Source organism: Aeromicrobium sp. YIM 150415, from assembly GCF_016918125.1.
Taxonomy (GTDB): domain Bacteria; phylum Actinomycetota; class Actinomycetes; order Propionibacteriales; family Nocardioidaceae; genus Aeromicrobium; species Aeromicrobium piscarium.
Genome location: NZ_JAERWM010000006.1, coordinates 44,802 through 67,396, shown reverse-complemented (window position 1 = coordinate 67,396; position 22,595 = coordinate 44,802). Strand labels below are relative to the sequence as shown.

The 22,595-nt window shown below is 67.7% G+C and carries 18 protein-coding genes; 11 read left to right on the top strand and 7 right to left on the bottom strand.

Features of this window, described 5'->3' with window-relative positions:
• Positions 1–27: 27 nt before the first annotated feature.
• Positions 28–630, top strand: a complete 603-nt coding sequence (locus JL108_RS04460; RefSeq protein ID WP_307837190.1) for a response regulator — start codon at positions 28–30, stop codon at positions 628–630.
• A gap of 131 nt (positions 631–761) precedes the next feature.
• Positions 762–2,021: an ABC transporter substrate-binding protein gene (locus tag JL108_RS04455; RefSeq protein ID WP_205197274.1), complete on the top strand. Its 1,260-nt coding sequence runs from the start codon at positions 762–764 to the stop codon at positions 2,019–2,021.
• Between the two features lie 125 nt (positions 2,022–2,146).
• Here the strand turns inward: JL108_RS04455 and JL108_RS04450 are convergent, their stop codons facing one another.
• From JL108_RS04450 to JL108_RS04435, 4 genes are read right to left on the bottom strand one after another with little or no spacing between them, the layout of a single operon-like run.
• Positions 2,147–2,929, bottom strand: a complete 783-nt coding sequence (locus tag JL108_RS04450) for an ABC transporter ATP-binding protein (RefSeq protein WP_205197273.1) — start codon at positions 2,927–2,929, stop codon at positions 2,147–2,149.
• Positions 2,922–3,848, bottom strand: a complete 927-nt coding sequence (locus JL108_RS04445) for an ABC transporter ATP-binding protein (RefSeq protein WP_205197272.1) — start codon at positions 3,846–3,848, stop codon at positions 2,922–2,924. The genes JL108_RS04450 and JL108_RS04445 overlap by 8 nt, the downstream gene beginning before the upstream one ends.
• Positions 3,838–4,833 (bottom strand): branched-chain amino acid ABC transporter permease, encoded by a 996-nt coding sequence (locus tag JL108_RS04440; RefSeq protein WP_205197271.1) that lies wholly within the window; start codon positions 4,831–4,833, stop codon positions 3,838–3,840. The genes JL108_RS04445 and JL108_RS04440 overlap by 11 nt, the downstream gene beginning before the upstream one ends.
• Before the next feature lie 10 nt (positions 4,834–4,843).
• Positions 4,844–6,148 carry a hypothetical protein gene (locus JL108_RS04435; protein WP_205197270.1) on the bottom strand — a complete coding sequence of 435 codons (1,305 nt, stop codon included), beginning with the start codon at positions 6,146–6,148 and terminating at the stop codon, positions 4,844–4,846.
• A gap of 238 nt (positions 6,149–6,386) precedes the next feature.
• Here JL108_RS04435 and JL108_RS04430 point away from each other — a divergent pair, with 238 nt between their 5' ends.
• The 8 genes from JL108_RS04430 (at position 6,387) to coaE (ending at position 17,455) form a co-directional block, all read left to right on the top strand.
• Positions 6,387–6,971, top strand: a complete 585-nt coding sequence (locus JL108_RS04430; RefSeq protein ID WP_205197269.1) for a GNAT family N-acetyltransferase — start codon at positions 6,387–6,389, stop codon at positions 6,969–6,971.
• A 33-nt stretch (positions 6,972–7,004) separates the two neighbouring features.
• Positions 7,005–9,677 carry a DNA polymerase I gene (polA, locus tag JL108_RS04425; protein WP_205197268.1) on the top strand — a complete coding sequence of 891 codons (2,673 nt, stop codon included), beginning with the start codon at positions 7,005–7,007 and terminating at the stop codon, positions 9,675–9,677.
• A 191-nt stretch (positions 9,678–9,868) separates the two neighbouring features.
• Positions 9,869–10,366: a hypothetical protein gene (locus tag JL108_RS04420; protein WP_205197267.1), complete on the top strand. Its 498-nt coding sequence runs from the start codon at positions 9,869–9,871 to the stop codon at positions 10,364–10,366.
• Positions 10,366–12,675: a hypothetical protein gene (locus JL108_RS04415; RefSeq protein ID WP_205197266.1), complete on the top strand. Its 2,310-nt coding sequence runs from the start codon at positions 10,366–10,368 to the stop codon at positions 12,673–12,675. The genes JL108_RS04420 and JL108_RS04415 overlap by 1 nt, the downstream gene beginning before the upstream one ends.
• Before the next feature lie 201 nt (positions 12,676–12,876).
• Positions 12,877–14,133: a M18 family aminopeptidase gene (locus tag JL108_RS04410; RefSeq protein WP_205197265.1), complete on the top strand. Its 1,257-nt coding sequence runs from the start codon at positions 12,877–12,879 to the stop codon at positions 14,131–14,133.
• A gap of 135 nt (positions 14,134–14,268) precedes the next feature.
• Positions 14,269–15,825 carry a 30S ribosomal protein S1 gene (rpsA, locus tag JL108_RS04405; protein ID WP_374190841.1) on the top strand — a complete coding sequence of 519 codons (1,557 nt, stop codon included), beginning with the start codon at positions 14,269–14,271 and terminating at the stop codon, positions 15,823–15,825.
• A gap of 146 nt (positions 15,826–15,971) precedes the next feature.
• The gene (locus JL108_RS04400) at positions 15,972–16,868 is read left to right on the top strand and encodes an SH3 domain-containing protein (protein WP_205197264.1); all 897 of its coding nucleotides are present in this window, start codon (positions 15,972–15,974) and stop codon (positions 16,866–16,868) included.
• Positions 16,865–17,455 (top strand): dephospho-CoA kinase, encoded by a 591-nt coding sequence (coaE, locus tag JL108_RS04395; RefSeq protein WP_205197263.1) that lies wholly within the window; start codon positions 16,865–16,867, stop codon positions 17,453–17,455. The genes JL108_RS04400 and coaE overlap by 4 nt, the downstream gene beginning before the upstream one ends.
• A gap of 163 nt (positions 17,456–17,618) precedes the next feature.
• Here coaE and JL108_RS04390 read toward each other — a convergent pair whose 3' ends face one another.
• Positions 17,619–18,515 carry an RNA polymerase sigma factor RpoD/SigA gene (locus JL108_RS04390; RefSeq protein WP_143912607.1) on the bottom strand — a complete coding sequence of 299 codons (897 nt, stop codon included), beginning with the start codon at positions 18,513–18,515 and terminating at the stop codon, positions 17,619–17,621.
• 195 nt (positions 18,516–18,710) lie between these two features.
• Here JL108_RS04390 and JL108_RS04385 point away from each other — a divergent pair, with 195 nt between their 5' ends.
• The gene (locus JL108_RS04385; protein WP_205197262.1) at positions 18,711–19,148 is read left to right on the top strand and encodes a hypothetical protein; all 438 of its coding nucleotides are present in this window, start codon (positions 18,711–18,713) and stop codon (positions 19,146–19,148) included.
• On the opposite strand, the gene JL108_RS04380 is transcribed toward JL108_RS04385, so the two are convergent.
• Entirely contained in the window at positions 19,082–21,214 is a 2,133-nt protein-coding gene (locus tag JL108_RS04380; protein WP_205197261.1) for a S9 family peptidase, read from the bottom strand. The genes JL108_RS04385 and JL108_RS04380 overlap by 67 nt on opposite strands.
• Positions 21,211–22,530, bottom strand: a complete 1,320-nt coding sequence (locus JL108_RS04375) for a DNA polymerase IV (protein WP_205197260.1) — start codon at positions 22,528–22,530, stop codon at positions 21,211–21,213. Before JL108_RS04375 ends, JL108_RS04380 begins: the two co-directional genes overlap by 4 nt.
• Between the last annotated feature and the right edge of the window lie 65 nt (positions 22,531–22,595).

Here is a 22,595-nt window from a genome sequence, read left to right as displayed (position 1 = left end):
CGACAGCGCGCCCGATAACCTTACGGGGTGACCTCTACGCCCCCGCGCCCGACCCCGCGCGTCGTCATCGCCGAGGACGAGGCACTGATCCGGATGGATTTGGCCGAGATGCTCGCCGAAGCCGGCTACGACGTCGTCGCCCAGGCAGCCGATGGTGAGCAGGCGATCGCCCTCACCTCGCAGCACCGCCCCGATCTGGTCGTCATGGATGTCAAGATGCCGAAACTCGACGGCATCGCCGCGGCCTCGCAGATCGCCCGTGCCCGCCTCGCACCCGTCGTCATGCTCACGGCCTTCAGCCAGCGTGAGCTCGTCGAACGTGCCCGCGAGGCCGGTGCGATGGCGTACCTCGTCAAGCCGTTCACCGCCGCCGACCTCGTGCCCGCCATCGAGATGGCCCGCAGCAGATTCGCCGAGATCCGGCTGCTGGAGAGCGAGGTCGACGATCTCACCGAGCAGCTCGCCACCCGCAAGGCGGTCGAGCGCGCCAAGTCGATACTGCAGGAGGCTCTGTCGGTCAGTGAGCCCGAGGCATTCCGCTGGATCCAGAAGACGGCGATGGACGTCCGCACCTCGATGCGCGAGGTCGCCGAGGCCGTGATCGAGCACGGACCCTCGTTGCGCGGGTGACCGCGAGTTACAACTTGGCTACGAAACACCTGAAATACCTCACAGTGCGCCGAACGTCACATTTGGCGATTAGAGTCCTCTGCAATCACGTCCGGGACCCCCCGGGTGACGAACGACCTATCGGAGGATTGATGAAGCGCACGAGCAAGACACTCCGCCTCGCGGCTGTGGCGTCGGCAGGCGCCCTGGTGCTCGCGGCCTGCGGCGGCGATGACGACAGCGCCGACGGCGACTCAGGCGGCGGCTCTTCGGTCGAAGCCGACGGTGTCCTCACCATCGGCTCGCTGCTTCCCCAGACCGGCAGCCTCTCGTTCCTCGGCCCCCCGGAGTTCGCGGGTGTCGATCTCGCGGTCCAGGAGATCAACGAGGCCGGTGGCGTCCTCGGCGAGGAGGTCGTCCACGAGCGCGCCGACTCCGGCGACGGCGAGCCCAATATCGCCCCGGGCGAGGTCGACAACCTGTTGAGCAAGAACACCGATGTCATCATCGGCGCCGCGGCTTCGGCGATCTCGATGACGGTGCTCGACCAGATCACCGGCTCGGGCGTCGTCCAGTTCTCTCCGGCCAACACCTCACCGGATTTCGACGAGGTCGACGACGACGGTCTGTACTTCCGCACGGCACCCTCGGACGTCCTGCAGGGCAATGTGCTGGCCAATCTGGCGGCGAGCGACGGGCACAGCAATCTGGCCATCCTGTCGCGTCAGGACGACTACGGCGACGCGCTCTCGGAGGTGGTCTCGGAGGTCTTCGAGCAGAGCGGCGGCACCGTCGACGCGGCCGTGCCCTTCGACCCCAATGCCACCACCTTCGGCACCGAGATCCAGCAGATCGCCGATGCCGGTGCGGACGCGGTCGCGTTGATCTCCTTCGACGAGGCCAAGCGCATCATCCCCGAGATGGTCTCCGCGGGTGTCGGTCCGGCGGATGTCCAGATCTACTTCGTCGATGGCAACATCGCCAACTACGAGGGTGAGTTCCCCGAGGGCACGCTCGAGGGCGTCAAGGCGACCATGCCCGGCCCCGAGCTGTCGGATGACTTCCGCAACCGCCTGCTGGAGATCGACCCGGACCTGAACGACTTCACCTACTCGGCGGAGTCCTATGACGCCGTGATCGTCTCGGCGCTCGCCGCGATCGCCGCCGACTCCGATGCCGGCACCGACATCGCCGAGCACATCATCGAGGTGACCAAGGACGGCACCAAGTGCGAGACCTTCGCCGACTGCAAGGAGCTGCTCGAGAACGGCGAGGACATCGACTACGACGGCGCATCCGGTCCGATCGAGCTCGGTGACACCGGTAGCCCGACGGCCGCCACCATCGGCGTCTACGAGTACGGCGCCAACAACAACCACAGCCCGCTGGACTACATCCTCGGAGAGATCTGAGGCACCCGGCACCGTCTGAGGTAGCGAGAGCCCCGGCCGATCGGCCGGGGCTCTCGTGTGTTCGCGGGGCCGGGACCTGACAGAGGGGCTGGACCATGACGGTCCAGCCCCTCTGCCGGTGCGGGTCAGTCGGCCTTGGCGCCGAGGGTGCCGAGGTAGAGCTCGATCACCTTCGGATCGTTCGCCAGCTCGCGACCGCGTCCGCTGTAGGCATTGCGGCCCTGATCGAGCACATAGCCCCGGTCGCAGATCTGCAGGCATCGGCGAGCATTCTGCTCGACCATGATGACCGAGACGCCGGCCTTGTTGATCGTGCGCGTCTGCACGAAGACCTCGTCCTGCAGGACGGGGGAGAGGCCCGCCGAGGGCTCGTCGAGGAGGAGCACCGACGGGTCCATCATGAGGGCGCGACCCATCGCCACCATCTGTCGCTCACCACCGGAGAGCGATCCCGCCCGTTGCTTGCGACGCTCCCCGAGCCGGGGGAACAGGTCGGTCACGAACTCGAAGCGTTCCGTGAACCGGCGGGGCGCCTGATAGCACCCCATCTCGAGGTTCTCCTCGATCGTCAGGCTCGGGAACACATTGTTCGTCTGCGGGACGAAGCCGATCCCCTTAGAGACCAGTTGGTCGGCACGCTGATTCGTGATGTCCTGGCCGTCGAGCTTCACCGTGCCGCTGTGGACCTTGACCAGGCCGAAAAGCGCTTTGAGCAGCGTGGACTTTCCGGCGCCGTTCGGACCGATGATGCCGACGAGCTCCCCGCGCTGGCAGTACAGGTCCGCCCCGTTGAGGATGTTGACGCCCGGCAGGTAGCCGGCGGTCAGATCATCGGCGCGCAGTACGGCGTCCTCGGCGCCGGTCAGATGCTTCTCGCGTTCGATCGCGAGAGCGTCGGTGTCAGTCATCCTTCTTCACCTCCTCTTCCTGATCGAGCTCTGCCTCGGCCTCGGCCTGCACGGCCTCCTTGTCCAGCTCGGTCAGGTCGGTGTCGTGGTGGGCGCCGAGATAGGCATCGATGACACGTTCGTCGGCCATCACCTGGGCTGGAGTGCCCTCGGCGACGATCTCGCCCTGGGCCATCACGATGACCCAGTCGGAGATGTCGCGGACCATGTCCATGTCGTGCTCGACGAAGAGCACGGTCCTGCCGTCCTCGCGCAGTGACTTCACATGTCCGAGGAGTGACTGCTTGAGCGCCGGGTTGACCCCGGCCATCGGCTCGTCGAGCATGACCAGCTCAGGATCGACCATCAGCGCACGAGCCATCTCCAACAGCTTGCGCTGGCCACCGGACAGTGAACCGGCGAAGTCCTCGCGCTTCGTGTCGAGCTTGAATCGTGCGAGCAGGTCATCGGCCCGCCGGGTGATGTCGTCCTCCTGGCCCCTCCACAGCGGACGGAACAGCGCGCTGAGGAACTTCTCCCCACGCTGCCCCGTGGCGCCCAGCCGCATGTTCTCGATCACCGTGAGCTTCGCGAGGACCTTGGTCAGCTGGAAGGTGCGGACCATGCCGCGACGAGCGACCTTGAAGGCCGGCACACCGCTGAGCGACTGATCGTTGAAGGACCACGTGCCCGAGTCCGGCTTGTCGAAGCCGGTCAGCAGGTTGAACAGCGTGGTCTTGCCGGCGCCGTTGGGCCCGATGAGGGCCGTGATGGCGCCGCGCTGGATCTCGATGTGCCCGACGTCCACGGCGGTCAGACCACCGAAACTGCGCTTGATCTTGTCGCCGACCAGGATCGGATCGGGCTTCGGTACGCCCGGCTCGGTGGCCAGGCCCTGCAGGGCCGTGGGCCCGGTGGTGGCGTTGGTGTCAGCGGGCATCGATCGCCAGCTCCCTTCGGTCGCCGAAGATTCCCTGTGGCCGGAAGATCATCAACAACATGAGCCCCAGTCCCAGGATGATGAAGCGGATGAGGCTCGCCTGGGTCTCGGTCATGAGCCAGGTGGGCAGAATCGGATCCGCGCCGCGGGTCATCTGCGAGAAGAGCTCCCCGAGGAAGTTCAGCAGGAACCAGAAGATGATCGCCCCGATGACCGGACCCCAGACGCGAGCGGCGCCCCCGAGCAGGAGACACGCCCACGCGAAGAAGGTCGTGTTGGTGGCGAAGTCGGTCGGCACGGCCGCGGACTGGCTCAGGATCAGCACGATGCCGGCCAGGCCGCCGAACAGGCCTCCGAGGATGAGTGCCTGCATCTTGTACCAGTAGACGTTCTTGCCGAGCGATCGCACGGCGTCCTCGTCCTCGCGGATCGACTTCAGGACGCGTCCCCACGGGCTCTTGGTGGCCGCCCAGACGATGAGGCACGACAGGAGGACGAGCCCCCAGCCGACCGTCAGCACCCACGCCGTCGTGTTGCGGAAGCTGATGAACCCCAGGTCGAGGGTCCCGGTGTACGGGTTCACGGCGTAGAAGTCGCGGGCGAAGCCGCTCAGGCCGGTGCTGCCGCCGAAGGTGTCCGAGAAGGTCACCGATTGGAAGATCCGACGGAGGATCTCCGCGGACGCGATCGTCGCGATGGCCAGGTAGTCGGCACGCAACCGCAGCGTCGGGACGCCCAGGACGAGTGCGAGCACGACGGTCGCCAGGAGTCCGACGAGCAGTCCGCCCCAGAGCGGCAGTCCGAAGGTCGCCACGCTCGTGGCCGTGCCGTAGGCTCCGACGGCCATGAATCCGGCCTGGCCGAAGTTCAACAGGCCCGTGTAGCCGAAGTGGATGTTGAGGCCGATCGCGGCCAGCGCGTACACCACGGCCGTGGGCCCCAGGGCCTGCGTGGTGGCGAACTCGAAGACATATCCCCAGTCCATGTCGTCCCCCTTATCCGATCCGCTCGGTGCGGCCGAGGATGCCTTGCGGTCTCAGCAGCAAGATGAGAATGAGCGCGATGAGCGCGCCCACCGGTTTGAGCTCTGCCGGCATGCCCAGCACCGGCGACACCTCGACGAGGATGCCGATGATGAGGCTGCCGAGCAGTGCTCCCCAGATGGTGCCGAGTCCGCCGAGGCAGACCGCGGCGAAGACGAGCAGGAGCAGGTTGAAGCCCATCCGGAACATGACCTGTTGATCCAGGGCGAGCATGACGCCGGCGAGGCCGGTGAGTCCGGTGCCGAGGATCCAGACGGTGGTGACGACTCCGTCGACGCGCATGCCCGAGGAGGCCGCGAGTGCCGGATTGTCCGACACGGCCCGGGTCGCCTTGCCGAGCCGGGTCTTCATGAGCACGAGGCAGGTGAGTGCGATGACGGTGAAGGAGACGATCACGATGAAGATCTCCTTCGGGGTCATGGAGACCGGTCCGAGGGAGATGCGCGACTGGGTGACGTACTGGGTCAGCGGCTGCGTGCGCCCACCGATGACGTACTGGAACAGATAGCGCAACAGGATCGCGAAGCCGATGCTCACGATCATCATCGCGACGAGCCCGGTACCGCGATTGCGCAGCGGTCTCCAGAGAGCACGATCCTGTCCCCAGCCGAAGAGCCCCGCGAGAACCACGGCGCCGAATCCCGCGACCACCACGGGAAGGCCCAAGCCACGGTTGAGGAAGAGCGTCAGCACCGCGCCCAGGGTGATGAGCTCACCGTGCGCGAAGTTGGTCAGCCCCGTGGTGCCGAAGATGAGCGACAGCCCGAGTGCGGCGAGGCCGATGATGGCGCCGAACTTCACCCCCGAGGTGAGTCCGTTGACCAACTGCTTGCCCAGGCCGGGTCCGCTCTTCGCTTCGTCGCCGATATTGAACTGGACGGCACGGTTGCCGCTGGTGAGGATCTGCACCTCCAGCGTCGAGCGGCCGTCCTCGAGCTCCGCGCCCGAGGGGAGTGTGTCCTCATCGAGCTCGACCGTGTACTTGCCGTTGGCCGGGATCTCCACGACTGCCTGTCCATCGGCGTCGGTGGTGCCGGTCTCCTCGAAGCTCCCGTCGTCCTTGGCGACCTCGACGTCGACATCGGCGACGGGGTCGTTGTCGGCTTCGTCGCGTGAGTCGACCACGCGGACGGTGATGGTGTTCTGTCCCTCCGATTCGCTGGGAAGCGTTGATAACGCAGATCCGCTCGCGGCGCCGGTGGCAAGGAAGAGCATCCCCCCTAGCAGCGCGAGCACAGACGTCAGACGTCGTTGCACACAGTTCTCCTGCTCGTCAGTTACGGACAGCGGGCTGTCCGCGTTCCGCATGAGCATAGGTGGATTCGGGGTGAGTGTGCAGTGGACAGCGGTAACAGTTCGATTTCTTTGTTCGGACATGCACGTCCGCTTGCTCTGGGGTCATAGGACTGTCCTGGCCGGGGATCGGGGCGTACGCTAAGGCCTTGTTCGGGGAGCCAAGGCGGAGGTCAGCGAGTCGATGGGAAGCCGTGCGGTAGTGACGTTGCGGGATGCGACGCTCGATGACGCGCCGGGCTTGGTCGAGCTCTGGACGATCTGTGCCGAAGCCGGGCAGGGTGATGGTCCCGAGGCGTTCACGCAGCAGATGCTGTGGCGCCGCCCGGACGCGAGCGAGGCCGCGGAGGCGATGGCCTACAACTTCGATCACCGCGCCCGTCGGATGATCGTGGCACTGGACGATGATCGCGTCGTGGGCGTCGTCGTCGGCGATCTCGCGACGGTGTCGCCGATCAGTCGCGCGGGCATGCTGATCGTCACCGATGTCCACGTCCGCCCGGAGTACCGGCGGCGGTCGGTGGCCCGCCTGCTGTTGTCGGCGATGGCCGCGCACGCGGAGGAGAACGGCTGCGAGATCGTCGTGGCGAGTGTGCCGGTGCAGGCGCGTGAGACCAATCGCTACTTCACGAAGGTGGGCTTCAACCAGCTGGCGGTGCTGCGCGGCGTGCAGACGAGCCGACTGCGTGCTCGCCTCGACGACAGGATCGCGCACGCCCGCGGCAACGGCCGGCTGTTGGCGGTCCGTCGCACGCTGCGGCGCCGCCAGGAGGCCGCGCTCAACTGACCTCGGGCTGTGCTGTCGGCCCCGACCACTAGGGTGTTCGATGTGGACCGACTGCTATTGATCGACGGCCATTCTGTCGCCTACCGCGCCTTCTTCGCGCTGCCGGTGGAGAACTTCTCGACCACCACGGGGCAGAGCACCAATGCGGTGTTCGGCTTCACCTCGATGCTCATCAACGTGCTGCGCGATGAACAGCCGACGCATGTGGCCGTCGCCTTCGACGTCTCCCGCGCGTCCTTCCGTACCGAGGAGTACGCCGAGTACAAGGCCAATCGGTCGGCCTCGCCACAGGAGTTCAAGGGGCAGGTCGAGCTCATCAAGGAGGTGCTCGACGCGCTGAGCATCACCTATCTGGAGAAGCCCGGCTTCGAGGCCGATGACATCATCGCCACGCTGTCGCGGGAGGCCGAGGATGCCGGGATGGAGGTGTTGATCTGCACGGGCGATCGCGATGCCCTGCAGCTCGTGACCTCCCGAACCACGGTGCTCTATCCCAAGCGCGGGGTGTCGGACCTGTCTCGGATGACCCCGGCGTCGGTCGAGGAGAAATACGGCGTGCCGCCGGGCCGGTATCCCGATCTCGCCGCGCTGGTGGGGGAGACGAGCGACAACCTTCCCGGTGTCCCTGGGGTGGGCCCCAAGACCGCGGCCAAGTGGATCACCGCCCACAACGGGCTCGACGGCATCATCGCCGATGTCGACTCCATCGGCGGCAAGGCGGGGCAGTCGTTACGTGACCATCTCGACGATGTCGTGCGCAACCGGCGGCTCAACGCGCTGGTCCGCGATCTGGAGTTGTCCGCGGCGCCAGCGGAGCTGGGCTTCACCAATGAGTGGAATCGCGACGCCATCCACCGCGTCTTCGATGCGCTGGAGTTCTCGGCCCTGCGCGAGCGGTTGTTCGACTACCTCGGCGGCGGCGACGAGTCCGCCTCAGGTGCGACGCTCGACCTCGAGCTGACCCTTCCCGGTCCCGGCGAGGTGGAGGCGTGGCTCGCCGAGCACGCCCCTCCGGGTGTCGAGGTCGGTGTCGACGTCGGCGGCGTGCTGCGCCCCAGCGGCGCGCGGGCGGACACGCTGGCGGTGGCCACGGGAGACGGCCACTCCCTGTGGGTCTCGATCGACCGGCTCACTCCCGACGACGATGCCGCCATCGCCGGGTGGTTGGCCGACGTGGATCGCGGGCTCGTCATGCACGATGCCAAGGGTCAGTTCCACGCGCTGCTCGCGCAGGGCTGGGAGACGACCGGGTTGCGTGCCGATACCGCTCTGGCGGCGTATCTGGTGCGACCGGATCAGCGTTCCTATGATCTCGCCGATCTGTCGGTCCGGTACCTGCATCGTGAGATCGCCGTCAGCGACGATTCCGGGCAGCTCGCCTTCGACGACGACACCGCGGGCGCGGACGCCGCCGCGCAGCGGGCGCGCGCGGCGCTGGACCTCTGGACGGAGCTGCGGCCGCAGGTCGAGCAGCACGGTGCTCTCGAGCTCTTCGACGATGTCGAGCTCCCGCTGATCGAGGTGTTGCGCCGGATGGAGTCGCGCGGTATCGCGGTCGACGGTGCACATCTCGATGCCCTGCATGCCGAGTTCACCGATCGCATGGTGGCCGCGGCACAGGATGCCTATGCGGTCATCGGCCGCGAGGTCAATCTCGGATCGCCCAAGCAGCTGCAGGTGGTGCTCTTCGACGAGCTCGAGATGCCCAAGACCAAGCGCACCAAGACGGGGTACACCACCGACGCCGATGCGCTGCAATCGCTCTACGCCAAGACCGAGCATCCCTTCCTGGAGCATCTGCTCGCCCATCGAGATGTCACCCGGCTGCGCCAGACCGTCGAGGGACTGCAGAAGACGGTGCAGCCCGATGGACGCATCCACACCACCTACTACCAGACCATCGCGGCGACCGGACGCCTCAGCTCGGCCGACCCGAATCTGCAGAACATCCCGATCCGTACCGAATCGGGGCGCCGCATCCGCGAGGCCTTCGTCGTGGGGGAGGGCTACGAGGCCCTCCTGACCGCCGACTACAGCCAGATCGAGATGCGGATCATGGCGCACCTGTCCGAGGATGCCGACCTGATCGAGGCCTTCAAGTCCGGGCACGACTTCCACACCGTCATGGCCGCCAAGGTCTTCGACCGCGATCCCGGCGACATCGACGGGGGACTGCGGGCACGTATCAAGGCGATGAACTACGGGCTCGCCTACGGTCTCTCCTCCTACGGCCTGGGCCAGCAGCTGGGCATCACGCCGGGTGAGGCGCAGCTCTTGATGGACGACTACTTCCAGACCTTCGGCGGCGTGCGCGACTACCTCGCCGGCATCGTCGACGAGGCACGGCAGACCGGTTTCACCGAGACGATCATGGGCCGACGCCGCTATCTGCCGGACTTGCAGAGCGACAACCGGCAACGCCGGGAGATGGCGGAGCGCATGGCCTTGAACGCGCCGATCCAGGGCTCCGCCGCGGACATCATCAAGGTGGCGATGCTCGGTGTCGAGGCGGCCTTGACCGATGCCGGACTGCGATCGCGGATGCTGCTCCAAGTGCACGACGAACTGGTGCTGGACGTCGCTCGGGGCGAGGAGGAGCGCGTCGAGAGTCTCGTACGCGAGCAGATGGCCTCGGCCGCCAGCCTGTCGGTGCCGTTGGACGTGTCGGTCGGCCACGGTCGCAGCTGGCACGAGGCCGGACACTGAGCCATCGCTCCGTTCCGGGCTCGGCGTATTGCATTTCGGTGAAGTGCCGCTGTAGGGGCGTCCGGGCGATTCCCAAACCCTGCCCGATGTGATCTGATTCACGTCGAGTAGAAGGGAGATCCGGATCGCCCCCTCATTCGCGGATCCGGAATCACAATATGAATAAGGGAGAATGGGTCGCTGGTGCCCTCTTGGCGGTAGCAGCGGCGGTCTTCGTGATGTTGGGCGAGGGACTGGACCTCGGCATCACCTTCGTCGCCATCCTCGGGATAGGCCTCGGCGCCGTCGTAGCGCTGGTCCCCGATCACGGGCTCGGAGCCCGCACTGCCGCATTCGCCGTCGGCCTCGCTGTGGCCTGGATCGGGTACGCGGTGCGGGTCGCGATCCTGCCGGACACGGCTGTCGGCCGCGCTCTGGTCATCGGTGTCGCGGTGCTCGCCTTGACGGCGGTCTCCATCGTCGCCGGCGGCAGGTTGCCGCTCTGGGCCGTGTTGTTGGGCGGAGCCGGTTTCGCCGGTGCCTACGAGCACGTCTTCGCCGACAATCCGCCGTTGTTCGCCACCGAGTCGGTCTCCACGATGACGAGCCTGGTGCTGGCGGTCGTGGTGGGGCTGGTGGTCACCGCCTTGTGCGTCGACCGTCCGCAGCGCAGCCGTCACGCGGCGGCACCCGAGAGGGAGCTGGTCTGATGAGGAGGCAGCGCAAGGCCGCCGTCGCGACATTGGCGGCGGTGAGCGGATGCCTGGTTCTGGCGACGCAGGCCCCCATGGTGGCATCGGCCGCCGCGACGGGTGTGAAGGGCGATGTCTCGATCACCAATACCGAGACGGTCGACGCGAAGCTGTCGGCCACGGGCACGGTGTCGAGCCAGCGGATCTACGATCAGCTGATCGTCACGGGCGATGGCTCGGTCGACATCGAGAATCCGGTGTCGACCGACGGCCTGCGGAACCTCAACGGTTTCGGCGGTCCTTCGGTGCGCGACGGCAAGCAGCGCATCTCCACCTCGGTCAAGGGAGAGAAGGCGTATCGCAGCGTCGCGGACTACGACGGTGACCTGCCGGTCGATGTCCGCGCCGAGTATCGCCTCGACGGCGAGAAGGTGAAGCCCGGTGATGTCGTCGGCAAGGACGGCACCCTCGAGGTCACCTACTCGGTGCGGAACATGACCGGTGAGCAGCAGGAGGTCACGTACACCGACGGCGAGGGCAATGAGCAGACCCGCACGATGGCGGTGGTCGTTCCTCTCGTGGGGTCGATGTCGACCGTGCTGCCGTCGAACTTCACCGATGTGCAGAGCGAACAGGCGAATGCGGCCGGTGACGGCAAGGGCGGCACCTTGCTGTCGTTCACGATGACGCTCTTCCCGCCGATCGGTTCGGACCGCACGACCTTCGGCTATACGGCCGAGATCACCGACGGGATCATCCCCGAGGCGAACATGTCCGTGCTGCCCGTCAACCCGCTGGAGAGCCCGTCCTTCTCCGGAGGGGCAGCCAGCTACAAGGGAGGTGCGGAATCCGGTGTGGACCTCACCGAGGGTGCGGCGAAGATCGACCAGAATCTGCTGAAGATCCGCGATGGGGCCGAGGAGCTCGTCGCCGGCATCCTGCAGCTCGATGACGGCGCGGGGCAGCTGCGGTCGGGAACAGGGGAGCTGTCCGCCGGCGCGAACAAGCTCAGCGGCGGAGCCGGTGAGCTCAACTCCGGAGCCCAGCAGCTCAACGCGGGAGCGGGTCAGTTGGCCGGCGGAGCCGGTGAGCTGAATTCCGGAGCCCAGCAGCTCAACGCCGGCGCGAATCAGTTGGCCGGCGGCGCTGGAGAACTGAACACGGGTGCCCGGAAGCTGAACTCCGGAGCAGGCCGGCTGGCCGGAGGCGCGAGCGAGCTGGCGAACGGTCTCGGCGAAGCTCAGCGTAAGGCACCAGCTCTGTTGGACGGGGTGGCACAGCTGCGCGCTGGGGTCGCCGAGCTCGATGGGGGCCTGGCCCAGGCCCAGCTGGCGCTCAAGCCGGGAACGGAAAGTCCGACCCTCATGGACGCCATCGATGGTGCGGAGAGTCTGCGGGTCGCTGCCCTCGGTCAGATCGACAGCGCCATCGGTCAACTCACGGCGCTGGCCCCGACATCGCCCGCGGTCGTCCCGGAGCTAAGGAAGCTCGGGACAGCGCGCGCCATCCTCGACGGGCCGGCCTCGCCGCCAGCATTGCCGAGTTCGCAGAAGGAGGCTTTGGCGGGTGCGCGAGCCGGTCTGCAACGACTTGACAGCAGCATCGGCGAGGCTGATCCCATGCAGAAGACCCTGCGTGGGGGAACGGCCAAGCTCGCGGCGGGGTTGGACGAACTCGCTGCCGGAGGCAACGATCTGGTCACCGGACTCGGAAAGCTCAAGACGGGCGCCGACACACTGAATGGCGGCGCCAGTCAACTCGCCGCAGGTACGCGAGACCTCTCAGCCGGCACAGACCGTCTCTCCAGCGGGGCGAACGAGCTCGCTGGCGGGACAGACAAGCTCGCTGCCGGGACTGAGGTGCTCGCACCGGGAGCGGCGAAGCTCGCCGCCGGAGCGGTGCGGCTCGCTGCCGGGACGGGTGAGCTGGCGCCGGGGGCTGTGAAGCTCGCCGAGGGCGCGGGGAAGCTGAACGAGGGTGCGGGCAAGCTCGCCGATGGTCTCGATCAGGCCGCGCAGAAGGCTCCGGCGTTGCCCGAGGGTGCCCAGCAGCTCTCCGAGCAGGGCACGTCGCAGCTCGTCAATGTCGGCAATGCGACGGCGATGGACTACGGCGAGAAGTACGCGCTCATCGAGGCCGGTGCCGAGCGCGCGGCGCAGTTGCAGCCCTACGGCAGCCCGGAGGGCGCGACCTCGCGGACGGCGTACAAGCTGACGCTGTCGGCTGAGGACGGTGAGGACCGGGCCAACGTGTTGCGTGCCGGTGCCGCTGCCGCGGTGGCGTTGCTCGGTCTGGGCGGGCTGGCGTTGCGTCGCCGTCTCCGCTGAGATCGCGAACCCGACTGGCCGTCCGGTGACCCCGTCGCCGGGCGGCCGGTCGTCGTCTCCAGGCTCGCCGAGTGGTGCATCCGGCACCGCGAGTGGTGCAGATTCGCCCTTCTTCGAGCGGATCCGGGGTGCATCCGCACCACTCGCGGGCGGGAATGCACCAGTCGACGGAGGGCAGGGGGCGTGGCCTAGGGTGGCGACATGGTCACCGCTTCCGCCGCCGGTCTGTGCCGTTTCGTCGACGCGTCGCCCACGCCCTTCCACGCTGTGCGTACCGCGGCGGAGGAGCTGACAGAAGCCGGATTCGTTCAGGTGCGGGAGCAGGATGCCTGGCCGACGTCGCCCGGCGACTACTTCGTGATCCGCGGCGGCTCGCTCGTCGCCTGGCGCGAGGCGGCCGACACGCCCGCCCACGCCGGATTCCGCGTGATCGGTGCCCACACCGACAGCCCGAACCTGCGGATCAAGCAGCAGCACGATCGCACCTTCGAGGGCATCGCCGTGGTGGCGCTGGAACCCTACGGCGGTCCGATCCTCGAGAGCTGGTTCGACCGCGACCTGAAGGTGGCCGGACGGCTGGCACTGCGAGACGGGTCCACCGCCCTCGTGGACAGCGAGGAGGCCGTGCTCCGGGTGCCGCATCTGGCCATCCATCTCGACCGATCCGGCAGCGATATCGATCGTCAGCAGCACCTCAACGGCATCTGGTCGCTCGATCCCTCAGCTTTCCTGCCCTGGCTCGCCGGCCGCGCCGGGATCGGTGCCGAGGAGGTGCTCGGTTGGGAGGTCATGACCGCTGACGCGCAGCCCAGCGCGCTCTACGGGGCCGATGACGAGTTCGTCGCCGCGCCCCGGCTCGACAACCTGGCCACCTGTTACGCCGGGCTCCGCGGATTTCTCGACGCGGGCACCCCGGCCGGGCCCTACCGCACCATGCTCGCGCTGTTCGACCACGAGGAGGTCGGCAGCACCTCCGAGCGCGGTGCGGCTTCCGATCTGCTCGCCACCACGGTCGAACGCACTGTGCTGGCCGCCGGGGGAGCGCGCGACGACTACCACCGGGCCGTCGCCGCGTCGATCTGCGCCTCCGGCGATATGGCCCACGCCACCCACCCGAACTACGCCGATCGGCATGAGCCGCTGCACCACATCACGATGGGCGGCGGCCCGGTCCTCAAGGTCAATCAGAACCTCCGCTACGCGACCGATGCCGAGGGAGCCGCGGAGTTCGCCCGTGCCTGTGACCAGGCCGGGGTCCCGCTGCAGCGCTACATCCATCGCGCCGACCTTCCCTGCGGTTCGACGATCGGCCCGATGTCGGCCGCGCGAACCGGGATGCTGACCATCGATGTCGGCGCGCCCCAGCTGGCGATGCACGCCGCCCGCGAGACGATGGCGGCACGCGATGTGGAGCTCTACGCTCGCGCCCTCGGCGCCTTCGCCGTTCCGGCCCGCTGAGGGAATACCACAGGGCCGCCCCGGGTTATGCACTGCTACTGGGGTGACGTATCCTGGTAGTTGCGCTGGTGACCTGTGCGTGTCTCAGACAGAGCAGAACCGCCACTCACGTCCTGAGGTGCTGCCTCGGGCGCGATCCAAGGGTCGACGAGCGCATCGACAACTCTATCCATCATCCATCGGAGCCCATCCCTTATGACTTCTGGCCTCGCAACTCCTTCTGCGGCCCCGCAGGTTGCGGTCAACGACATCGGCAGCGAAGAAGACTTCCTCGCCGCGATCGACAAGACCATCAAGTACTTCAACGACGGCGACATCGTGGACGGCACGATCGTCAAGGTCGACCGCGACGAAGTTCTCCTCGACATCGGCTACAAGACCGAGGGCGTCATCCCCTCGCGTGAGCTGTCGATCAAGCACGACATCGACCCGAACGAGGTCGTCGCCGTGGGCGACAACGTCGAGGCCCTGGTTCTCCAGAAGGAGGACAAGGAAGGCCGCCTCATCCTGAGCAAGAAGCGTGCTCAGTACGAGCGCGCCTGGGGCGACATCGAGAAGATCAAGGCCGAAGAGGGCGTCGTCGAGGGCACCGTCATCGAGGTCGTCAAGGGCGGCCTCATCATGGACATCGGTCTGCGCGGCTTCCTGCCCGCCTCGCTGGTGGAGATGCGCCGCGTGCGCGACCTCGACCCGTACATCGGTCAGAAGCTCGAGGCCAAGATCATCGAGCTCGACAAGAACCGCAACAACGTCGTCCTGTCGCGCCGCGCGTGGCTGGAGGAGACGCAGTCCGCGGTCCGCCAGAACTTCCTGACCGAGCTCAAGAAGGGCCAGGTCCGCAAGGGCGTCATCAGCTCGATCGTCAACTTCGGTGCCTTCGTGGACCTGGGCGGCGTCGACGGCCTGGTGCACGTCTCGGAGCTGTCCTGGAAGCACATCGACCACCCGAACGAGGTCGTGCAGGTCGGCGACGAGGTCACCGTCGAGGTGCTCGAGGTCGACATGGAGCGCGAGCGCGTCTCGCTGTCGCTCAAGGCGACCCAGGAAGATCCCTGGCAGCACTTCGCCCGCACGCACCAGATCGGCCAGATCGTGCCCGGTCGTGTCACCAAGCTCGTCCCCTTCGGCGCGTTCGTTCGCGTCGAGGAGGGCATCGAGGGCCTGGTCCACATCTCCGAGCTCGCCGAGCGTCACGTGGAGATTCCCGAGCAGGTCGTGCAGATCGGCGACAAGGTCATGGTCAAGATCATCGACATCGACCTGGAGCGTCGTCGTATCTCGCTGTCCCTCAAGCAGGCCAACGAGACCGCGGTCGCCGAGGACGTCGAGGACTTCGATCCCACGCTCTACGGCATGGCGTCGTCCTACGACGATCAGGGCAACTACATCTACCCCGACGGCTTCGATCCGGAGACCGGCGAGTGGCAGGAGGGCTTCGACGAGGCCCGCGCCACCTGGGAGAAGCAGTACGCCGAGGCGCACGAGCGCTGGGAAGCCCACAAGAAGCAGATCGTCGAAGCCGAGAAGGCCGGCGTCGAGGCCAGCGAGGCCGCTCCGTCGTCCAGCGGCGGCAGCACCAGCGGTGGTGGCGGCGGCGGTTACTCCTCGGAGGCACCCGCCGAGACCGGTGGCGCACTCGCCTCGGACGAGGCGCTGCAGGCGCTGCGTGAGAAGCTGACCGGCGGCGAGTGATCCTTCGCTGACACGCTGCACAGAGGGCCCCGGACGAGATACTCGTCCGGGGCCTTCTGCATCGTGATGTGGACACGGGACTTGGGTGCTCACCATGCTCCCCGTATGGTGGATCGCGTTGTCGTCGACCGAACGAGGATCTTTCTGTGCCGTCTGCAGGACATCGCAAGTCCCGCCGCGCTTCGCGGCGCGTGGGCCTGACGAAGACCGCAGCTCTCCCAGCGGTAGGGGTGACCGCCATCGCGGCGGCTGCCATCGCCACCCTCACCGCCGTCGCCGAGCATCCCGTGCCGGCCCCCGAGGCCATGAGCATGCGCTCCGATGTCATCGGTGAGTCGCTCGCCACCCGCGACGCCCCACCGGTGAGCCGGAGCGCTGCGCGGGCTCCGTTGCCCGATGCCGCGGCTGCGCAGGAGGCCACCGCCGGCGAGATGTTCGTGGTAGAGGACGCCGAGGTGCGCTCCTCGGCCTCCGGCGAGGCACCCGTGCTCGCCGCTCTCGACAAGGGCACCAAGGTCGCCGTGGGGGCGACCGAGGAGAACGGGTTCCGTCAGGTCATCCATCATGGCCTCGCCCGGTGGGTGCCGGTGGACCTCCTCTCGGAGACAGAACCGGCCCCCGAGCCGGAACCGGAGCCCGAGCCCGAGGAGGCCGCCGAGGCCATGGGCCTGGCGACGGGTGAATGCCCGACAGGCTCCAGCGTCGAGAGCGGACTGCAACCCGACACCATCGCCGTCCACCGCGCCGTGTGCGCCGCGTTCCCGGAGGTGTCGACCTACGGGGGCGTCGCCGGTCGCGGCGAGCATGCCACGGGCCACGCGCTCGACATCATGATCTCTGGTGAGGCCGGGTGGCGGATCGCCGAGTACTTGCAGGCCAACGCCTCCCAGCTCGGTATCGACTACCTCATCTACGAGCAGAAGATCTGGTCGGTGGGCCGTTCGGGAGAAGGCTGGCGCCCCATGAGCAGTCGCGGCGGCGGTACGGCCGACCACTACGACCACGTCCACGTCACTACCCGCGGCGCGGCAGGCACGGGGTGATCCGGGTCGGCCTCACGGGAGGCATCGGATCCGGCAAGAGCACGGTGAGTGCCCTGCTGCGCGAGCATGGTGCGGTGATCGTCGACTACGATCTGCTCGCCCGTGAGGTCGTCGAGCCGGGGCAGCCCGCTCTCGACGCCATCGCCCAGCGTTTCGGGGACGACGTGCTCACGGCATCGGGGGAGTTGAACCGTCCTGCCCTGGGAGCGATCGTGTTCGCCGACGACGCCGCCCGAAAGGACCTGGAAGCGATCACGCATCCGGCCATCCGGGATCGAGCCGCGACCGTGGAACGTGAGGCGGGCCCCGATGCGGTCGTCGTGCATGACAATCCGCTGCTGATCGAGATGGGCGCCGCCGCGAGCTGCGATGCCGTGCTGGTCGTGGACGTGCCGTCCGAAGTGCAGATCGCGCGACTGGTCGACGCCCGCGGCATGGACGAGGCCGACGCGCGGGCGCGTATCGCGGCGCAGGCCTCGCGGGAGCAGCGACTGGCACACGCCGACCATGTGATCGACAACAGCGGCTCGGTGGACCGCCTGCGCGGCATCATCGACACCGTCTGGGACGAGATCACGACTATCTGAGCCTCGGGCGGTGAGCCATCCCGCACTCGACGCCTCGAAGCGCGGGACAACGCACCGCCCAGGGCTAGACCCCCACCGGCGTCCGCCTCGACGGGCGGGTGTCCGAGCATGACGAACGCCCCACGGTCTGAGGACCATGGGGCGTTCGTCGTAGGGAGAGGTGTTACGCAGCCAGTTCGGGGTCGGCGATCGCGCGCAGCTTGGCGAGAGCCTGACGCTCCACCTGACGCACGCGCTCGGCCGAGATGCCGTGCCGCCGGCCGATATCGGCCAGCTTCTGCTGACGGCCGTCGAGCAGGCCGTAGCGGGCCTTGACGATATCGGCCTCCCGCTCGTCGAGGTGATCGACGAGGGTGAGCAGCTGGTCGCGTGCGGCGTGGTCGAGGGCGGCCGCATCGGGCCCCGGCATGGGGTCGCGGGCGATCAGGTCACCGAGTGAGGTGTCGCCTTCGTCGTCGACCGGCGAGTCCAGGCTGACGTGATCGCGACCCCAGGACAGCAGATCGATGACACGATCGACATCCATGCCGAGCTCTGCCGCGATCTCACCGGGCTCCGGGTCGTAGCCGAGCTCGCGCTCGAGGTTGCGACGCGCGCCGGAGACCTGGTTCAGCTCCTCGACGACGTGCACGGGCAGCCGGACCACGCGGGCCTGCTGCGCGACGCCGCGAGTGATCGCCTGACGCACCCACCAGGTCGCGTAGGTCGAGAACTTGAAGCCCTTGGCGTAGTCGAACTTCTCGACGGCGCGGATCAGGCCGGTGTTGCCCTCCTGGATGAGGTCGAGCATCGGCATCTGCGCGCGGCCGTACTTGCGAGCGATCGAGACGACCAGGCGGAGGTTGGCCTGGATGAACTCCTGGAGTGCGCGCTCGCCTTCGTCGGCGATCCACTCCAGCTCCTCGCGTGTGGCACGCTTGGGTGCGCCCCCCTTGGCACGGCCGATCCGGCCGGTGTCCAGGAGGTGACGTGCGAACAACCCGGCCTCGATGGTCTTGCTGAGATCGACCTCGCGCTCTGCGTCGAGCAGGGGCGTACGAGCGATCTCGGCAAGGTACATGCCGACGCTGTCCTTGCCTTCGATCTCGGTGCTGTGGTCCACGGGGGTCTCCCATCACTTGGTTGCACCTGGTACAACGCGGGGATGTTCCTGAGGATTCCGCTCTCAGGGGATTCTTGGCATCGTTGTGACCCGGATCGCCCGTCGGCTCCTTTCCGCGTCGCCCTGACGCCCCATTCTTGTTACGTTCCGAAGGTGAGTGATGCGGGAGGACCGGGACTGCCCAGCTACCCAGCCGGCGAGGAGACACCCTTGCCGGCCGACCGGCTGGGTCTCGTCGCCTTGGTCGTCGCCCTGGCGGGGGCCATCCTGGCCTGCCTGCCGCCGGTCTTCTTTCTGGGATGGATCGCCTTGCCGATCGGGTTGACCCTGGCCATCGTCGCGCTGCGCCGACCGGCTCGCCGTCATGGTGCGGCGGTCGCGGCGGTCGTGGTCTCGATCGTCGGGTTTATCGCCGCGGCAGTGGTGTTCGTGGTCATGCTGCTGGTGGCCTTCGGGGAGGCCGTCGGTCCGGAGAGCTCACGCGAGGAGGCCAGGTCGATGGCATCGGCCGAACGCCCCGCCGATCAGGAAGCGCCGGCGGTGTCGATGATCCAGGCGAGCTCCCAGGCGCGCTCCTTCCACGCCGCGTAACGTCCGCTGACGCCGCCGTGGCCCGCGCTCATCTCGGTCTTGAGCAGGACCGGGCGCGAGGTCTGAGCGATCGAACGCAGCTTGGCGACCCACTTGGCCGGCTCGACGTACAGCACGCGCGTGTCGTTCAGGCTCGTGACGGCGCAGATCGCCGGATAGGAGTGAGGTCCGATGTTCTCGTACGGCGAGTAGGACTTCATGTACTCGTAGACCTCGGGGTCGTGCAGGGGGTCGCCCCATTCATCCCATTCGATGACCGTGAGCGGAAGCGACGGATCGAGGATCGACGTCAGAGCATCGACGAACGGCACCTCGGCGATGATGCCGACGAAGTCCTCGGGGGCCAGGTTGGCGACGGCACCCATCAGCAGGCCGCCGGCGCTGCCGCCCTCGGCGACGAGACGCTCCGGCGTAGTCCACCCGTCGGCGACGAGCTGGCGCGCGCAGGCGATGAAATCGGTGAAGGTGTTGCGCTTGGCCAGCAGCTTGCCGTTCTCGTACCAGTGGCGTCCCATCTCTCCGCCGCCGCGCACGTGGGCGACGGCATAGACGAAGCCTCGGTCGAGCAGGCTCAGCCGGGGCACGGAGAACCCGGGGTCCATCGAGGCCTCGTACGAGCCGTAGCCGTACAGCAGGGTGGGAGCCGTGCCGTCGCGCGCGACATCGGCGCGGTAGACCAGTGAGACCGGCACCTGGGTACCGTCATCCGCGGTGGCCCAGAGGCGTTCCTGGCGATAGTCGGCGGCGTCGTAGCCACCCAGGACGGGCACCTGGCGTCGCAACAGCAACCGTCCGGTGCTCACCTCGTAGTCGTAGACCGATCCCGGCGTGACGAAGGAGGTGTAACCGATGCGGAGCAGCGGAGTGTCCCACTCGGCGTTGGCTCCCACTCCACAGGCGAAGAGCGGCTCGTCGAACTCGATCTCGTGCAGGGAGCCGAAACCGTCGCCCTCGATCGGCAGGATGCCGATACGAGTCAGTGCCTCGCGCCGGTAGCTGACCGCCACGAAGGACGCGAAGACGTCGACATCCTCCAGCCGGGCGGTGTCGTCTCCCGCCAGCACGATCGTCCTGTCGCTCGGGTCGGCGGGATCGATGAGGGCGAGCTCGAAGTTGGGGACGCCGTCGTTGTGCAACAAGAGAAAACGGTCGTGTCCATCGAGCACCACGTGCTCGATGCCGTACTCGACGCCCTCGCGGCGGGGGAGGACCACCGCGAACTCGCCGGTGGGGTCGTCGGCGGCGAGGATGCGCGACTCGCTCGTGATCTTGGACGCGAGGCTGATGACCAGGTACTTCTCCGACTGGGAACGGCCGATGCCCACGAAATAGCGTTCGTCGGGTTCGGCGAAGACGAGCACGTCCTCCTCGCCGCCGCCGACATGGTGCCGCCAGACCTGATGAGGCCGCCACGCGTCGTCGACCACGGTGTAGAAGAGATAGTCCCCGTCGGCCGACCAGGTCGCGCCGGTGGACGCGTCCTCGATCACATCGTCGTGGATCGCGCCGGTGCGCAGATCCTTGACGCGGATCGTGTATCGCTCGTCGCCGGTGGTGTCGACCGACCAGGCGAGGTAGCGGTCGTCGTCGCTCAGGCTGAACGCGCCCAGTGAGAAGAACTCATGGCCTTCGGCCTCGACATTGCTGTCGAGGAGAATCTGCTCGCCGTCGATCGGTGCTTGCGAGTCGAGCACGGGAGGGGTCCAGTCCGCGGGATCGGCGATGGGACAGCGGCAGCGGATGGCGTACTGCTGACCTTCCTGGACCCGGGTGTAGTACCACCAGTCCCCATGGCGCACCGGCACCGAGAGATCGGTCTCCTGGACCCGCGCCGTGATCTCCTCGAAGATCCGCTGACGTAATGGCTCCAGATGCGCCGTCTGCTGCTCGGTATAGGCGTTCTCGGCTTCCAGGTACGCCAAGGTCGCCGGATCCTCCTTGTCGCGGAGCCACTCGTATTCATCGACCACCGAGTCGCCGTGGTGCACCCGCGTGGTGGGGCGTCGCTCGGCCTGAGGAGGCACGGAGGACTGCGTGACCGATGGGGTGCCGGGAGAGCTCGTCATGTCTCGACCGTACCGGCCGCTGCCGGGCCCGCGAGGCTCAGTGCCGGGTCGTCGGCGGCGAAGGTCAGGATGGGCCCGGCCGGGGTCTCACGCGTCTCGAAGCGCACCGTGACCCGGCCGAGGCCCGATCCCCAGACCCAGCCGTCGCCGTGCTCGGCGTGATGCACGTCCATGCCGGGCGACCACGACGCCGCCGCCCGGCTGCGGAGCGAGTGGCGCGGGGGAGGGGGGTCGTCCTCGACGGGGCTCTCGGGGGTGAACAGATCGTCCTGCACCCAGTCGGTCAGCCCGGACACCCCGACGCCCAGGAGACGGAGGCCACCGGTGACGTCGGCAGCCCTCAACAGAGCCATCGCGGCATCGGTGATGGTGCGCGGGTGGTCGGTGGGGGCTGCCAGCGTGGTGGATCGGGTATGCGTCTCGAAGTCGTGTCGTCGGATCTTGAGCGTGATGGTGCGCCCGGACTGGCCCGCGGCCCGCAGGCGCCGGGCGACCGTGCGGGCGAGCGCGTCGGTCACCGCCTCCAGCTCGCCGCGATCGGCGATGTCGACGGGGAAGGTGTCCTCCACGCTCACCGACTTCGCCTCGCGATGCGACTCCACCTCGCGATCGTCCTGGCCGCGTGCCAGCTGATACAGCGAGCGGCCGGAGGCATTGCCCAGGCTGCCGCTGAGCTCGTCCAGGGAGAGCGCACGGAGTTGCTCGATGGTCTCGGCCCCGAGGCGCCGGAGGCGTTCGGTGGTGGCCGGCCCGACACCGGGGATCGCGCTGACGCGCATCGGAGCCAGCAGCTGCTGCTCAGAGCCCGGCGCCACGATGAAGTGCCCGTCGGGCTTGTTGAGCTCGCTGGCGATCTTGGCCAGGAACTTGGAACTGGCCACGCCGACCGAGCACGTCAGGCCGTCGGTCAATCGTTCGATATCGGCGCGCAGCTCGGCGACCGTCTCCTCGACCGAGTCCGGGTCGAAGTCATCGGCGGCAGCGAGGTCGACGAAGGCCTCGTCCAGGGACAGCGGCTGTACGCGCGGGGAGAGCTCGCGGAGCCGATCCATGACGACGTGGGACGCCGCCCGGTAGGCATCGAAGCGACCGCTGAGCACGGCGGCGTGTGGACAGCGGCTGCGCGCCTCGGCCATGCTCATTGCCGAGCGGACACCGAAACGACGGGCCTCATAGGAGGCAGTGGAGACCACCCCGCGGCCGCCGACGCCACCGACGATCACCGGCTTGCCGCGCAACGACGGCTTGTCGCGCTGCTCGACGGCAGCGAAGAAGGCATCGAGGTCCAGATGAAGGATCGATGCGGTCGCGCGCATGATCCTATTGTCACCTGCGCCCCTGACAAGTCGATCGTCCACACCCGGCGATGTCCACAGCCTCG

Excerpts from the sequence above, each read along its gene's own strand:
- JL108_RS04455 (WP_205197274.1), top strand. The coding sequence starts at position 762 with ATGAAGCGCACGAGCAAGACACTCCGCCTCGCGGCTGTGGCGTCGGCA.
- JL108_RS04450 (WP_205197273.1), bottom strand. The coding sequence starts at position 2,929 with ATGACTGACACCGACGCTCTCGCGATCGAACGCGAGAAGCATCTGACC.
- JL108_RS04445 (WP_205197272.1), bottom strand. The coding sequence starts at position 3,848 with ATGCCCGCTGACACCAACGCCACCACCGGGCCCACGGCCCTGCAGGGC.
- JL108_RS04440 (WP_205197271.1), bottom strand. The coding sequence starts at position 4,833 with ATGGACTGGGGATATGTCTTCGAGTTCGCCACCACGCAGGCCCTGGGG.
- JL108_RS04415 (WP_205197266.1), top strand. The coding sequence starts at position 10,366 with ATGAGGAGGCAGCGCAAGGCCGCCGTCGCGACATTGGCGGCGGTGAGC.
- JL108_RS04410 (WP_205197265.1), top strand. The coding sequence starts at position 12,877 with ATGGTCACCGCTTCCGCCGCCGGTCTGTGCCGTTTCGTCGACGCGTCG.
- JL108_RS04390 (WP_143912607.1), bottom strand. The coding sequence starts at position 18,515 with ATGTACCTTGCCGAGATCGCTCGTACGCCCCTGCTCGACGCAGAGCGC.
- JL108_RS04380 (WP_205197261.1), bottom strand. The coding sequence starts at position 21,214 with ATGACGAGCTCTCCCGGCACCCCATCGGTCACGCAGTCCTCCGTGCCT.
- JL108_RS04375 (WP_205197260.1), bottom strand. The coding sequence starts at position 22,530 with ATGCGCGCGACCGCATCGATCCTTCATCTGGACCTCGATGCCTTCTTC.